This window comes from Myxococcus eversor, assembly GCF_010894455.1.
Classification (GTDB): domain Bacteria; phylum Myxococcota; class Myxococcia; order Myxococcales; family Myxococcaceae; genus Myxococcus; species Myxococcus eversor.
Genome location: NZ_JAAIXY010000011.1, coordinates 158,739 through 175,609 on the forward strand (window position 1 = coordinate 158,739; position 16,871 = coordinate 175,609).

3 protein-coding genes are annotated in these 16,871 nt (G+C 66.1%); all 3 read left to right on the forward strand.

Translation table 11 applies throughout. The annotated features are described in order from the left end of the window. Window positions 1–3: 3 nt before the first annotated feature. The gene (locus G4D83_RS22945) at window positions 4–15,222 is read left to right on the forward strand and encodes an RHS repeat-associated core domain-containing protein (RefSeq protein ID WP_163866947.1); all 15,219 of its coding nucleotides are present in this window, start codon (window positions 4–6) and stop codon (window positions 15,220–15,222) included. Continuing rightward, window positions 15,215–15,892, forward strand: coding sequence for a hypothetical protein (locus tag G4D83_RS22950; protein WP_163866948.1), 678 nt, complete (start codon window positions 15,215–15,217; stop codon window positions 15,890–15,892). Before G4D83_RS22945 ends, G4D83_RS22950 begins: the two co-directional genes overlap by 8 nt. 212 nt (window positions 15,893–16,104) lie before the next feature. Further along, on the forward strand, window positions 16,105–16,605 hold the full coding sequence (locus tag G4D83_RS22955; RefSeq protein ID WP_163866949.1) for a hypothetical protein: 501 nt from the start codon (window positions 16,105–16,107) through the stop codon (window positions 16,603–16,605). Window positions 16,606–16,871 lie beyond the last annotated feature (266 nt).

Here is a 16,871-nt window from a genome sequence, read left to right on the forward strand (position 1 = left end):
TCCATGAATGGTCGTGGCGTGTGGGTGGTGGCGCTCCTTGGCGTGTGGCTGGGGTGTGGTCAGGAGCGGTCTCGTTCCGAAGTCGCGTCGACGCAAGCTCCGCCGCGCGCGGAACAGGTACGTCAGGCGGTGGCCGGGGATGTGACACCTCCCGCCATCGCCGTGAGCGGCGTGGCGCAGGGCGCATCGGTGCGAGTCGCGCCCACGCTCACGTGGACGGTCACGGACCAGAGCGCGACGCTCGTGGAGGCGTGGCTGGACGGCGAGCCGGTGGCCAGTGGCGTGACGGTGTCGAGCGAGGGACCGCATGCGCTCATCGTCCGCGCGACGGACACCATGGGCCTGTCCACGACGGTGACGCGGACCTTCCGCGTGGACATGACGGCGCCCGTCATCTCCATCTCCGGTGTCGAGGAGGGCGAACACTCCAAAGCACCCGCTGTCTACCCCAATGCCTCGGCGACGGATGTGGACGCCGTGTCGCTCTCCGCGACCCTCAACGGCCTCCCCTTCACGTTGCGCGCGCCCGTCCATTCCCAGGGAAGGTATCTGCTGGTGGTGACGGCGACGGACGGCGCGGGGAACACCGCGTCGCGCACCGTCCTCTTCTACGTCGACAGGACGTTGCCGGATGTCGGCTTCGCGGGCTTCGCTGATGGGGACCACCTCAAGGAGGTGCCCGTCACCCTGGAGTTCTTCGCGGAGGGCACTGTTCCCGGAGGGCCGCTGTGGCCCCTGGTGGCGACGGCGACGTTGGACGGTCAGCCGATAACGTCTCCGTGGGACCTGTATCTGGAGGGTGAGTACACTCTGGTCGTCTCCGCCACGGATATGGCTGGGAACACGAACCAGACGGAAGGCGTCCTCGTCATCGACACGACGCCGCCGGTGGTCACCATCTCGGGTGTCACGCATGAGCAGGAGGTGGACACCGCGCAAGTGGTGCCCACCTTCGCCGCTTCGGACAACCTGAGCCCGTCACCCTCGGTGGTGGCGACCCTGGATGGGCAGCCCTTCGCCAGCGGTACGGCGGTGAGCGCCGAGGGGCTTCACACGCTGGTCGTCACCGCGACGGACCTGGCGGGGAACGAGACCCAGGAGGAGGTCAGCTTCACGCTGGACCGCTCGGCGCCGGTGCTGACGGTGTCGGGCGTGACGAACGGCGGCAGGTATCCCAGCGCCATCGTGACGTTCAGCGGAAGTGACCTCACCCTGGACTCCGTCACGGCGACGCTCAACGGCTCGCCCTATGTGAGTGGGACAACCATCGCCGCGCACGGGGCCTACACCTTCACCGCGGTGGCGGTGGACCGGCTGGGACATCAGTCGTCGGTGACGCGCACGTTCTCCGTGGATGCGCAGGGGCCAGTCATCGTCGTCACGGGAGTCCACGAAGGGTTCGTGACCAAGGGGCCCTCCGTGGTCATCTCCTTCAGCGCGACGGATGACTCGGGAGGCGCCGTCCAGGTGCGCGCGACGCTGGATGGAGAGCCGTTCACCAGTGGCAGCGCCACGACGGACTCGGGGGCGCGGGCGCTGGAGGTCCTCGCCGAGGACGACGTCCTCAACCTCACCCGGAAGGTGGTGCACTTCACCATCGACATCCATCCGCCCACCCTCACGGTGTCGGGGGTTCCGAGCGGCCAGGTCGTGGATGTGGAGCAGGTGGTCCCCACGTTCGATGCGACGGACGCCCTGACGTCCGTGACGGTGGAGGCCACGCTCAACGGCCAGCCCTTCACGAGTGGAAGCCCCATCACCGAGGAGCGCGCCCACACGCTCATCGTCGTGGCCACGGATGCGGCTGGAAACGTCACACGTGAGGAGCACACGTTCGCCATCGACCGGACCCCGCCCGAGCTGACCGTGTCGGGTGTGGACGAGGGCAGTCGCCGAGCCGCCCCGGTGGCGATTGAGTTCGCCGCCGAGGACGCGAATCTGACCTCGCTGACGGGCACGTTGGATGGAGAGCCCTACACGAGCGGAGCGGCAATCACAGAGCACGGCCCTCACGTCTTCATCGCCGTGGCGCGCGATGGCGCGCAGCACCAGACGGAGCTCCAGCGCTCGTTCCGCGTGGATGCGGAGCCGCCCACCATCACCCTCTCCGGTGTCTCCGACGGACTCGTCAGCAAGGCCGCCCGGCTCGTGCCTGTCTTCAGCGCCACGGACGAGGGGACGGTGACCCTGTCCGCGACGCTCGACACCGTGAGCTTCACCAGTGGGAGCGCGGTGGAGACCGAAGGCCCGCACACCCTGGTCATCACCGTCGCGGACGACCTGGGCAACTCGCTCACGCGAACCGTCCACTTCACGTTGGACCGCACGCCGCCCACCGTTGCGCGGGTGAGCCCCGCCGATGGGACCGTCACCCAAGAGGCGAGTCTGGAGCTGGTGCTGCAGGTCACCGACACCTTTTCGAATGTGACGGTGCGCCTGGGCGCGACCGAGCTGTCGCGCGGCGAGGACGGTCGCCACCGGACCACCTTGAGCCTGGAGGAGGGGACCAACCACCTCGAGCTGACCGCGACCGACGAGGCCGGCAACGTCACGACTCACACGGTGACGGTGACCCGCGACTCGGAGAAGCCGAACCTGACCGTCACGGCTCCGGCGCAGAACGCTCGCCTCCCGGAGCTGTTCACCGAAGTCATGGGAAAGGTCCTGGACACGTCGTCGGTGACGCTCACCGTCAATGGCCAGACGGTGGCGGTCGCCTCGGACGGGAGCTTCTCCCACCGGGTGCCGCTGACCGCGGGTGACAACACGCTCGTCGTGGTGGCGACGGACGTGTTCGGACATGTCGAGACGGTGACGCGCAACGTCCGCGCGAGTGGTGCGAAGCCCACGCTCGTCGTCACCTCGCCCCCGGATGACCAGGTCATCACCTCGGCCTCCTTGACGGTGAGCGGGAACGCGAAGGCAGCGGACCCGCAGGACACCGTGACTGTCACGGTGGCTGGGACGGCCGTCACGCTCTCCCCTTCGGGTGATTTCTCGCACGTCGTCTCGGTGTCGCCCGGAGAGACGCGGTCCATCTCCATCATCGCGCGAGACAGCTACGGGGCGACCGAGGAGGTCGTCCGCACCCTCACGCGCACGGAAGCGGATGGCGGAACTCCGGACGCGGGCACGAGGCCGGATGCTGGCGGCGGCGCTTCGAGCGATGGGGGCGTGGGCGCGGATGGTGGCTCCGGAGGCACGCAGGACGCGGGGCCCGGGCTCGAGCCGGACCCGGTGCTCGTCGTGGACGCGCCGCTCGAAGGGGGCGTGTACGGCGGTCCTCGCTTCGTGGTCAGCGGTCACATCGAAGGCGGGACGCTTCCGCTGCGAGTCACGGTGCAGGGCGTGAACATGGCGGTGAACGGCCAGGACTTCACGGGCGCCCTGGCGCTCGTGGATGGCGACCACACACTCCAGTTCAAGGTGACGGATGCACGCGGACGCACCCACGCGCAGACCCGCGCGGTGGCGGTGGACCACACGCCGCCGCACATCGTGCTCACCCCGCCCACGCTTCCCGAGACGTGGAGTCGCCTCTCCAGCTCTCCCTATCTCCTCCAGGGCACGGCGGGCGACCGGCACCTGACGGAGGTGTTGGTCAACGGCGAACGGGCACGGGTCATCGCGGGCGCGTTCAGTTCCTACGTGGAACTCACGGCCAACACACCCAAGTCCGTGGTCGTCACCGCGTTCGACGTCGCGGGCAATCGCAGCCAGGAGACGGTGGAGCTCACGCTGCGAAGCAGCGCTCCGCGCATCACCATCCTGGAGCCGGTGGATGGCTCCGAGTCTCCGACGCCGGTGGTGACGGTGAAGGTCCGCGTCGAGAACGGCGGGAGCCGACGTGTCGTGACCATCGGGACGGACGAGGTGACGTCGTCGACGAATGAGTACACGGCCGAGGTGCCGCTGGCGCACGGTGAGAACGTCATCCAGGTCACCGCCGAGGATACCGAAGGGGAGACCAGCGGCATGATGAGCTCGGCCTCCGTCACCGTGCGCTACCTGAAGGCGAGTGATGCGCCGCTTCAGGTGACGGGTGTGTCTCCTCGCTCGGGCGAGCAGGGCGTGGAGCCGGACGCCCTGGTGAGCGTGTCCTTCAACAAGCCCATCCTGGGCACCGCGCTGTCCGAGAACTTCAAGGTCCGCGTGCAGGGGCAATCCACGCCGCTGCCGGGTGGCTACTCGGTGATTCCCGGCTCTCAGACGGTGTCCTTCATCGCGAGGGACCCACTCCCGGAAGGCGCCCGCCTGACGGTGGAGGTGAAGCAGGCGCTGGCACCGGAGATGCCGCCGGGGATGGGGGGCGACTTCTCCAGTGACTTCACGGTGCGCCGGCCGCTGACGCGGGTGCGCGGCTACGTGGTGGACGCGGACTACCGCCCCTTGCCCGGCGTGAAGGTCGCGATGGAGGGGACGAGCCTCACCACGGTGACGGGCCCGGATGGCAACTGGACCTTGTTCAGCCCCAAGGGCGGGGAAGTGGTGCTCCGCTACGAGGGCGGCCTGACGTCCGAGGGTGCCTCGTTCCCCACGCTGCGCCGACGGCTGTTCGTCAACGAGGAGGCCGACACGCTGGACACGCCGCTGGTGCTCACCGCCGTGGACACGGCCTCCGCGCAGGTGGTGGACGCCCGTCAGCCCATGATGCTGCGGTTCGCGAACCGTCACCCGGACCTGGGCGTGGACGTGCCCGAGGACGGTCTCTTCTTCGAGGATGGCATGACGCGAGGGCTCGTCACCGCGACGGAGCTTCAGCCGTATGCGCTGCCGTTGCCCATGGATGGGCGCGCGGCGCTCGGGGCCGTCTGGCAGATTGGTCCCGCCGGACTGCGTCTGCAGAAGACGGTGTCCGTGAAGTTCCCCAACCGCGCCAACCTGCCCGCGGGGCGCCTGGCGATGGTGCTGGGACATGACCCTCAGCGACACGTGCTCAAGCGCGTGGGGTTCGCTCGGGTGGATGAGGACCGCGCCACGCTGACGCCGCTGGCGCCCCTGGGGCTCACGTCGCTGGAGTTCATCGGCTATGTGCCGCTCAACAAGGACCAGCATGTCGCCGTCGCGACGGCGCTGGGGATGAACCCGGACGCGGGCTCGGAGGAGGACGGCGAAGGCGTCCAGGGGTTGATGGACCGGGTGCGTCCTTCCCAGTCGTCGGAGCCTCTGTGGAAGAAGCTCCTGACGAACCTCCTGGTGGCGGATGCCCACGCCCAGTTTGGGGGTGGCCTGGACATGGCGGCGTACAACGCCTTCGACACGATGCTCGGGATGGCCGTTCCCGGCGCGGTGACGGGCTCGGTCCGCGCGCCGCTGGAGCGCCAACTGGAGCTGGAGGTCCGTGCGCCGGTGGTGCCGCCGGTCGGCCAGCCGGCCTCGGAGCAGGTCGTCACGCTGCCGTACACGCTCGCGCTCGACTTCCGTTCGCGGTTCGAGTCGGCGGACCCCTATGACGTGGCGAACCCGGAGACGGTGCTCGTCAAGCTGACGGCGGAGGGGCCCTCGGGGCCGCTCTCCGAGCCCACCGTGGGCGCGTGGCAGTCCCAGGGTGAGGGTGAGGCCGCGCTCGCGCCACGTGTCGCGCTCCCCATCGGCAAGACGACGGTGACGCTGTCCGGGCTGTCTCAGTCCACGCACCGGTTGATGAAGTTCGAGGCGGAGTTGATCGCGGAGCCCGCGGACGGCGGCCCGTCGACGGCGACGCTGCGGCTGCGCACGCTGGAGGACACGTTCAACGAGGCCGAGGACGAGGCGGTCCACAGCCCCGTGCGCTTCAAGAACCTGCGAGTCACCCTCACGGGGCCGGGCAGTGGCTCCGCGGGGACGACGGGCACGTCGGGTGGCTACGGAATCCCGGTGCCCGGGCTCATGGGCGGGGAGATGGGCATCTCCTGCACGGAGGTCCCCACGGGGCCTCGGATGGTGGAGCGCCTGGGTGAGGACGGCGTGGTGCACTACACGCCCACGCTCAATCAGTTCCCCATCTGTTCGCAGACGTTCTGGTTGTATCCGGGCGCCACCACGCGCGCGGACATCCTGGTCGACGTGCGAATGCTGTACGGGGCGCTGACCTTCGTGAACCGTCACGGTGAGCCGCTGGCGCTCAACTGTGACCCGGAGGCGCACAGCGAAGCGGCGTCGACTCCTGGTGAGTTCAACGACATCGCGCTGAAGGACGTGAAGTCGACGGAGGTCCACTTCTTCCGCGCGGACGACCTGGAGCACCCCATCGCGACGTTCGCCGCGGGCACGGCCAATGGCTTCGCCTGCACGCAGGGACCGCCGACCGAGGACACGCCTCACGGTTATTACTCGCGCGTTCGTACGGGCCCGGCCGCTCGCATCCGGCAGTCCGCGCGGGAGCGGTGCCGGCAGTTGGAGCGACAGCTCGGCACGTCCGATGCGGGCTCACTGAGCACGGAGGACCAGGGGTACTACGACGGCAACTGCCGCGACAACCGGACCAACACGCTGCGGCTGAACCCCGGAGACCGGCTGGTTGTCTTCGCGGTGAATCACGCCACGGGCTACTCGGGCATGACGTCCGTCACCGTGCCGGCCATCAATCGCGTGAGCCGCACGGAGACGGGAGGCTGCCAGGCTGACGACGAGGCCGGTGGACCGCTCCAGGTGTCGGAGCTCGGCGAGCCGATGACGCTGTCTCGCTGCACGCAGTCCGAGCTGGGAATCCCGGCCGACTTGAAGCTCTTCCCGCCCGAAATCGATGTCCGCGTGGCCCGGCGGATGACGCCGGAGGGTGTCCAGGTCCCCACGCGTCCCAGCCTCATCCGCCACGGTGGCGCGGCGACGACGCGGGATGACTTCCTCCAGATGGCGACGCACTGGCGCGTGCGCCAGCTCCCCGAGCCGATGCTGGATGGGGGGACTCCGACGGACGCGGGTACGCCCGTGTCCACCGATGGCGGCTCCGACGATGCCGAGTGCACGGATGCCGGCTTCCTGCCGGACGGTGGCATCTGCGAGCCCGGGTTCTTGAGAGACCGTGGTGCGCCCGGGGAGGAGCTGGAGTTGTTCTGCTCCGAGCTGCCCGCCACGTCACCGCAGCGACTGCTGGGCCGGTGTGACACGGGGACGCCTCGGGTGGTGGATGTGCCCACCGGTGTGCCGCCGTTGGCGGGCCGCCTGGTGCAGGTGACGCAGACGGCGGTGGAGCAGCCCGTCGTCGTCGCCTTCCCGGTGCGTCCAGGCCGCCACACGGCCTCCGTCCAGGCGTCGCTGACGTATCAGAACGAGTCCGGGGCGATGGTGTCGCTCAGCTCGCTGTCTCGCGCGAACTACTACCTGCACGTCGTCGGACACCCGATGTACGAGCGGGACAGGAACGACGACGGCTTCCTGCAGCCTGACGAGGTCAACGCCCCTCCGCCGAACTTCTGTGAGCCGGGCGAGTGCCAGGACATCGATGGAGAGGCGGAGTCCGAGGAGGAACATCCGGACAAGTTGCCCAAGTGGGCGGTGGGCCTGAAGAACGTCTATCGGCACCGCGAGGCGGATGGCTCGGCGCTGGAGCGGTATGACCGCGCGCGGGAGCACGAGTTCCGCGTGCTGGAGTTGGGCAAGGTCACCGTCACGGCGCAGACGGGAGACCAGGGGGGGGCCGACGCGGGCAGTGCCGACGCCGGACGCGTGCTGACGGGGCTGCCTCGGCCGGAGGCCACGGACGATGACGTCGCGTACCAGTTCCTCATCGACAGCCTCCAGGAGCCGGACCTGCCGGGTCGCGCGGGGACGGTGAGCGGCGAGTACCGGCTACGGCTGGGCACGGATGACTTCGGCATCGAGTGCCCCATCGTCATCGAGGACGGCAGGCTCACGGGGACGTGCGACGGCGAGTTCCTGCCGGAGGTGCTGTCGGCGGCGGACATCCTGTACTTCGAGCTGTACCTGAGCGGGAACGCGGACAACGTCCTGTACCGCTTCAACTTCCACGGCATCTCCCCGCGCACGGACTTCGTGACGGCGGGCAGCGAGGACACGCTGGAGCGCTCCATGGCGAGGTCGACTCCCTCGTCGCCTTCGCTGAACAGCCTGGCCGTGCCGGCGGTGGCGCGCCCCATCTCCGTCAAGGCCATGGCCCACTTCGCCATCGAGCCTGACACGCTGACCAACGGCATCATCCGCATCTGCGAAGGGCCGGACTGCAACGCGTCCACGCTGCTCAAGGCTGCGGAGCTTCGGTACACGCCGAACTACGTGACTGGGGTCGGCAGCTACCAAGTGGTCCGTTACCTCGATGAAGGTAGTGCGCGCGTCAAACAACCGCTCATCCAACTGCCGAAGCCGGGGGCGAATGGTGCACGGCGCTTCGCGCTGCCCCTGACGAACGACCTGGGACGTATGCAGGATATGCCGACCCAGGGCCGGGAACTGTTCCTGGTCATCCAGCCCGATGCGGGACCGAGCGGCGCGAGCGCGCCCGTGAAGATGGCGCTGGGCGAGCCCGTGGGTCGCTACACCTTCGTCAACGCACGAGCAGCCAGCCAGACGGTGGTGGAGGGCGTCAACCTCGCCGGAGGCCACCTCAGCACGACGTACGAGGATTTCTCGGTGCCGCACCTCGCGGAGTCCGCGAGCTTCTCCCGGACGTTCAACAACCAGAGCAATGAGGTGTCACCGCTGGGAGTCGGGTGGTCGCATGCCTACGAGGGCTTCGTCGTCGAGGAGGAACTCGGCCGCTACATCGTCGTGCTGAGTGGCCAGTCCTATGACTTCCCCTCGTGCGACACGGTGAATCCGTCCGCCCGGTCCGCGAGCGACTGCAAGTCGGACAAGTCACACGGTGGCCGCCTGGTGGTGAATGTCGATGGCGCCGAGTTCAAGACGCCTCAAGGAATGGTCTATCGCTTCAAGACGCCTTCCGTCATTGACCCGGGCATTCCGGATCAGCGTCGCTGGGTGCTGACCGAGTTCTCGGATGGGCAAGGAAAGGACAGCCCGAAGCAGGGCTGGACGACGCTGACGTATGCGCCGGACTCGGACCGGGTGGTGCGGGTCTCCCGCTCACCGGGGGCCATCTCCCTCGCGTTCGAGTACAAGGACGCGGATGGCCCAGGCGCCACGCAGAAGCTGCAGCTCCTGGCCCGGACCCAGGGATTGAAGTTGCTGTCCGCGGTGGGGCTCTACATGAACGCGCGCCTGCCTTTGGACCCACAGCAGCCGCCGGTTGCTTCAGCCGCCATCCACCGCGTGCAGTTCGAACACGATGGTTGGGGCAACCTCCTGCGAGCCAGACGGCAGACGGGCCTGCCTCATCAGGCGTGGGTCTACCAATACGCACCGCCACCGGACACATCTGGGTACTCCCGCTGGCGGCTGGTCAACGAGCTGAGGACCGCGCGCTTCCAACTGACGCCGGGGGTTGCTCCCTCCGAGGACGCTGAGCTGACGTTCTTCGATCAGTGGGTCGCCAATTACGCGAGCACTGGGACTTCGAGTACCTACAAGCACGTCCCACCTGGAGAGGTCATTGATTCCTCGGGGAGCACGGGCCGTGGGCCGAGGCCGTACCTGTTTGTCTACGAAGGCAGTGGCCGGCGAAAGGTGACGCGCCCGGATGGCGTGCACGTCGCGTACACCCTGACGAGCTACGGAAGCGCCGCGAGCATCACCATGGGGACGTACGAGCACAAGACCGTCTGGCGCAGTGATGGTCAGATCTCACCAGAGCACGTGACCCTCCCGAACAAGGCCCAGCTTGGCTACAGCATCGATTCCGCGCATCGATTGCTCTCCCTGAAGTTGGAAGAGGCTCCCCCAGCAACGGAAGGCTTCCAGGACACTTTCGGTGACGGCGCTCAACCCGAACTCCTTCGTCAGACGTTCACGTTTCCCGTGAACCAGCAGTTCGGCATCCCGGACCAGCGAATCACTCCGGCCCAGTCGGGAACCCAGGCGATCAACACCCGTGTGACAGCGGAGGGCCAGGTCGAGGGCATCACCGTCCTCAACAACAATGGCACCACGGCGATGAACTCCGGAAGTCGCTCATTCGCCATGGACGGCACGGGAACTCTCACCGAGGAGACCGACGCACTCGCACAACAGATTGCCTACAGCGAACTCAATGCCCTGGGGCTGCCGCAGCGGATTGCCTTGACGAATCCGAACGCGGGCGGACTGGGGCTGGCCACGCTCACGCGGCGGCTGTCGTATGACACCTTCGGGCGCGTCGTCGAAATCAAGGAGGCCGAGACAGGCGCCGAAGAAGCATGGCAGTACGACAGCCAGGGCCGCATCACCCGACACTTCATCAAGGGCACTCCGTCGCAGGAGTGGACGTACACGTACACCCCGGGTCATCGCCGGATGACGGTGCAGGAGAGCCTGACGGGCTCGGGCATCGTGAAGACTCTCGAGACGTGGGAGGTCTTCGAGGGTGATGAGGCCGGGCAAGGGGTGTTCGAGGAAGAGCGCACCCCGTTCGGTCCTCCTGGGCTGGAGTCGGTTGCAGTGCGCAACCGACACGTGCTCAATGGTCGATTGGTCTCGACGACGGATGCGGTGGGGGTCGAGCGCGCCTATGACTATGACGTCGCCTCGGGATGGATGACGGGCGTTCGCATCGTCAACGCCGGGACGACTCAGGGGCCGTCCAACGTCGATGAGTTGCGCTACCAGAACTTCGACTCCAACGGGAAGCCTCGCGCCGTCGTGGATCAGAATGAGCTGCTGACGCGAATTGGCTACGACTTCCTGGGACGTGCCGTGTATTGGGATTACACGGGGGCCCCCGTGGTGAGTGGCGATCGCAGCTCGGAGGAGTGGCGCCGCAACTTTCATGGGGATGTGTATTCACGGGCCTTCGGAAACAGGGCTTCAAGCCACGCGCTGGACATCGTTCCGGATGCCCTCGGGCGAGTGCTGTCCACGAAGACGAATCTGTCCGGAGGGTCCATCACGAGCGTGGACGTCGCCATGGAGTATGACGGCTCCGGTCGCGTGACACGGCGACAGGACCACGTCATGGCGACGGATGAGCACTTCGAGTACCACGATGCGCTGGGCCGTCTGACGCGCTACACCCGAACGATGGACTCCGGGTCGGGGCCCTTGGACCTCGAGGAGACTCGTCGTTACGCGGACTGGCTGCATGGCACGACGGAGCGCCGGAAGGTCACCATCACCCGGACGATCGGACGGCTGCCCGGATCTGCGCGCGTCGAAGAAGAAGAGGAGTACTCCGACGTCGCCGGCAGGCTGATGGAGACGGTTCGTACCGTGGGGGGCGTGCGCGCGTCGACGAACTACACCTACAACTCACGTGGCCAGCCCTTGTCCGAGGTCGCCCCCACCGACGGCGATGGGACGGAGGCCACGACCTTCCACTACGACGTCGCGGGCAACCTGTACCGAAAGGACGAGCCGGGTGACGCGACCAATCCCGCCGCCGTCACGGAATTCTTCGTGGACGGGGAAGGGCGTGTCGTGCGCCAGAAGGGCCCTCATCCAGACTCGGACTGGCGTTACACCTACGACGCCTTCGGGCAGGTCACGTCCCGCGAGTTGGTTGCCACAGGCGGCAATGCCGTGGGCGCTCGGTGGGCCTACAGCTATGGCTTGAAGGGGAAGCCCGGCGCGGACGGCTCGGTGCCAGACTCCGCCATCGAGGAGACAGATCCACTCGGATACAAGAGCTACCGCTACTTCAACGCGCGCTACCAGCTTCTGAAAGAAGTCCGTGAGGACACGCGCACGGTGGCCGGGGGCGGTACCACCACGAACGGGAACACCACCACCACGACGTATGCCTATGCCGGGCCATGGCTCCAGAAGCAGGTGGTGACTGAAAGGACGGAAGGCGGTGAGGGGTCTCCGACGGTGCGCACATTGGAGCGCAAGAAGTTCGATGACCGGGGCAGGGCGCTGGAGACTCGTGAGCATTGGCAGTCGGGATCGGATTCGTATGAGTATGTGACGAAAGCACCCTGGACCGGGCGCACGGTCTCCGTCCTCCAGACAGGCACGGTCAGCGCTTCGCCGACGGTCTCGCTCCCATCGCGCCAGTTCGAGGTGGAGACGAACAGTCTGGGACAGGTTGTCGCGCGGACGCAGGGGGGACTGACGGACTCCTGGAGTTATGATGCGGCGGGCTTGCTTGCCGAGGAGCATCTGGCGGGACAGCCCTTGACGAGCTACATGTATGACCAGGGGCTGCTCACCGATATCTCCCTGGGCGCCGGCGCTCAGCCTGAGCGCACCCTGATGTCGTACCGGCTGGATGGACGACTCAAGAGTGTGAAGGACCCCTCGGACCGGGTGCGTGCCTTCACCTACGGACCGCGTGGCCTGTTGGTTCGAGAGTGGTTCGGGAAGAATGGCGAGTCGACGGAGACGAACTTCTCTTACGACGCGGGTGGGTTCATCGCGAAGGTCTGGAGGGACCCCGCCAACCCCGGGGACGCCTGGGAATACAAGCATGGCCCGCTCGGGGAAGTATTGAGGGTCACGCCTCCTGGCGTGCCGCACTTCTCGTATGAATACGATGCCTCGCGGCGGTTGATCTCCATCAACCGCCCACCAGGCGGAGTGCCCTCGGAGACCTTCGAGTACGACTACCTTGGCCGAACCCTGAGACGGAACCGCGGAAGTTCGGAATGGCTGACATCATGGGAGAACGGCGTCAGGAAGGTGACGAGCCCGAATAATGCGGTGTCCTTGAGCGGGAACGATCGCGACGTCGTCAAGACCCTGATGGATGGTCGCGGCCGGCCGATCTGGAAGTCCTTCACTGCTGGGGCCTCCTCCTCCGGGCAGCAGGACGTCAGCCGCATTGTCTTTGCCTATGACGCGTTGGATGCATTGGTGCAGGCGAACGAGGAGCGGGGCAGCCAGAACGTTCTGAACAGCTTCCACTACGATGATCGAGCCCGGATCACACGGATTCAGCGCGGCAAGGACGACTCGACAGACAAGGAAGACTGGGTCGAGTTCTCGTATGTGCCGGGGAGTGATTTGCTCCACCGTCGTATGTCGGGGCTTCTTGCCGATGGTCCCCGGCTGGAGGAGGAGTTTGGCTATGACAACCTGGGCCGCATCAACTCGGTGCGTACGCTCCGTGGCGGCGTGCAGATCGAACGGGCCGTGGCGTGGGAGCCTGGCGGAGAGTTGCTCTCGCACGTGGCTGACGACGAGTTCGTCGAGCGCAAGTGCTACGACGGTCGCGGTTGGTTGAAGGCGATTCGAACCGCGACGCCTGACCTGGATGTGGGTTGCAGCCAGACGGCCAGTGCACCCATGGTCGCGTTCCAATACACGTATGACGTGCGAGGCAACCGCATCCGAGAGGACGCGCTGGTGCCCAACGACGAGAACGAGCTGGTTCCTGAGTTCACGGAATATGGTTACGACCAGGCGGACCGCCTCACGGGTGTGCGTCAATCCGGGGGCGCCGCTGTTCTTTACAAGCTCGCGGCGGATGGGACACGCCTCGGTGCGCGCCATGCGTCGAGTCATGTCGGCTCTCTGTCCACGGAAGGCTACGAGCAGGCGGCTTCGGCGGAGCGGCGCCTGGTCTACGCGTTCAATGAGGCTGGAGGACTGACGTCCATTGATGACCTGGCGCAGTCCGGGTCCGCACAACAGCAGGCGGCGTACTTCACGGATGGGTCGGGGCGGGTGCGCCGCGCGGTGCGACCGTCGGTTGGGAGGACGGATTATGACTGGGATGTGTCGGGGCGCCTGGCTCAAGTTCGGACGCAGCGGCAGGGGTCTGAAGGCACCACGGAGACGACGACCCAATATCGCTATGGATTCGATGGGTTGCGCCGCTCGCGCACGACGGGGACCGACAAATCCCGATACGTCTGGGCTGGAGAGGAACTCGTCGAAGAGCAGCTCGCGGGCGGCTCTCGCCTGCATCAAGAGGTGCTGGGCGGGCTGACGCTCTCCTCGGGCGACGAACGCGTCCTTCATGACGGCCTTGGAAGCGCGGTGGGGCGGGTGACGTCAGAGGGAGTCTTCACGGGATACCGCTACGATGCCTGGGGCAACTATCGCGATGGCGCGGCGCCCTCCTCGACGCAGGCGAGTATCGGATATACAGGCCACTCCTGGGACGCGGATTCGGGCCTGACGTATGCCCAGCAGCGTTGGTATGACTCGGACACGGGGCGATTCCTCTCCGAGGACCCGGTCGGACCCTCGGCCTATCTGACGACGCCGAACGAGCTGAACCCGTGGCTGTATGCACGTGGGAATCCGTTGACGTTCACTGACCCGGATGGGCGCGGTGCCGTGCAGGATACGGTGGGGGCCTGCTACGTCGCTCTGGTCGATGACATCTTGTTGAAAGACAAGAGCGACCTCTCGGACTTCAACACCAGCTACGGAGACTTCTACAGGGGCTGCAAGCTCATCAAGAACTCCGCGGACTACTACCGCACGCAGAATCAGACGACGGCGGCGGCTCGTGAGTGGGTCCTGAAGAACGAACACGCCCGGGCGGGTATCGGTGCCTCGATGGCGGTGCTCGGGGCGCTGCACCCCAACGCCGAAGGGGACACGCTCGCACCAGAGATCCGCCAGTCCTATCAGATGGTGCATGAGCCGGCGATGATGGCGATGCAGGTGCTGGAGTTGCGGTCGATCAGGCCGATGCGACGGCCTCCGTCCGCGCCCATGGACCTGGCCTTTGGCGGAAGCCGGGGGGCTGGCGCCGCTACCCTTTCCCGTCCAGGTGTCGCGTTCGGGCCGCCGTCGGCGCAACTCCCGTACCTCATGGCTCAGGGGGCGAACTCGGGGGGGCCAGACGACCCCTCGGCCAAGACGTTCGGTACGAAAGAAGAGGCGCTCGAGGACTTCGTCAAGGAGTTCAGGACCCAGTCGAAGTCGAAGCAGAGGCAAGGGACGCGCGTGGCAATAGGGGGGCAGGGCAAGAAGACCAAGAAGGCCGTGGCGCTTGGGTCTCAGAAGCCGAGAGAGCCGGGGTATTGGTCTCAAGAGATGCGGGAGAAGCATGCGGAGCTCAATCGCCGCGCAAGTGCTACCGAAAACCTGGATCTCGATCAGGTACCCGCGCACCCCCTGGGGGTATGCGGCGAGCAACATACGGCCAATGCACTGTGTTTGATGGGGGAAGCGCTTGAGGACATTGAGTTCACAAAGCCCATATCTCCCATGGACGGGAAGTTCGTTCCCGTGTGTAAATGGTGCCAGCAGATTTTCAGGCGAGATCAGTTCCCGCCTGGCACACTGTTTGAGTGATGAGAAGGGGTACGTCATGGAGGTTTCAGGGCGCGCGCAAAGATTGATCGCCGAGGCGGGCGAGTGGCGGGAGAGGATGACCCCTCAAGACACCGCTGCGGGCCTGTCGAGAGATGAGGCTCCTGTCTCGGGGTTCGTCGTGGAGTTGCAACGACGGTGGGGGGGATTGTCCTACAGAATTGGAACATCGAGGACATCCTTCGGGTTGTGGTCTGATCGCTATGGGGGGCCCAAGGAGTTGCTGTTCTACGAGCTGGACGGAGAGGACGTTCTCTATGAGTTCGTCATGAAGCTGTCGTTCCAGTTCTCGTATTCAGTGGGAGAGCGTGGTGTGTTTTGTGAGGACGAGTATGTGTATTCGTCCGTGGAGAAGTTGATTGAGGATGATGCTGTTTCATACGAACTCTTCCATGACTGCGCTGGGTGGTGGCGATGCCAGCTCAATATAGAGGACCACGGTCTCATCACGGCGACCTCTGCTATTCCAGGAGTGGCCATGATCCCTGAGGCATCGGATGAGCGGACCTCCTGGTGGCGAGGTGACAATCTGTGGATCCGACGAGGTCCTGTCTTGTTCACGCCTGGGCGCAGCTACGTTGAGGTCTCTGCTCAAGACCGTGGACGAGCCGAGTCGATCCGCGATTCGTTGTTGAATCGTCAGGGTGTCTGAACGATGAATGCTGACGAGGCGACTGATGTGGCACGGCATTTTGTCGCACGCGAGTTGAAGGCGGAGTTGCGCCTGGACTCAGGAGCGCGGAAGCACCCGAGAATGGCTGATGAATGGGTCGTCCTGTTTGACCGGAGTCGTGGGGATGGCTCCGTTTTCGATGGGCCGTTGATAGTGCTGGTTAATGACAAGTCAGGAGACGCCCGATTTCTTTGAGCACGATGAAGGTCTTGTTCATTCGGTTGCAGGCAGGTCGTGTCCTGGTGATGAGTCTTTTTTCCAGGAAATGGAGCGAGCTGACCGAGGTGTGGCCCGGTGAGGACTTTCACGGGGTGACCTATGCGGAGCTGCGGAAGCTGGGAGACGGGCGCCATGAGGTGGAGCTCAATCCCTCCGTTCCTTCGCGCACGGGTCCGAACTCGGAGGTGGTCTCGATTGCCGATCAGATCGGAGCCATCGAGTTCGAATGCGACCTCGGGTTGATGAGCAAGGAACTGGCGACGCGTGAAGTCGCTGTCTTGTGTCTCTCGAATGAAGTGGGGGCGGTGCTGGCTGCCGCGTCCGCCGAGATGCGGGAGCGTGTTTGTCTGTTCGCCCGAGAGGCGAACCATGCGCCGGGCGACGAGGACCACGTCTCTATCGGCCGTCCAGATCTCCCTCGTGACGTGATTCGGGCCATCGTCGCTGCCTGTGGGGCCGCACAGGGCGTGTAGGTCGGCGTCTGGGGAGAGTGGCCGCCGCCGAGGCGTGCCACCCCCGACCCGGTGGGCCCATACGTGGTGCGGCCTCTCTGTTGGCACGCGGATCCGCCGACGGGACTGCCGAACTGTTCGGTTCACTCCGTATCGATGAGAGGGGGCGCCTGGGGAGCGGGTCTTTCGAGACCTGTTTCACCGGTGCGTCGGGCGAGCGGTGTGTCGTTTGGGTGGTTGTTGAGGCGGTCACGGTACGTCCCGAGAGGGCGTAGGTCGGAGGGGTA

What these genes read in the sequence shown, in the direction of transcription:
- G4D83_RS22945 (WP_163866947.1), top strand. Translation starts at nt 4, where the DNA reads ATGAATGGTCGTGGCGTGTGGGTGGTGGCGCTCCTTGGCGTGTGGCTG.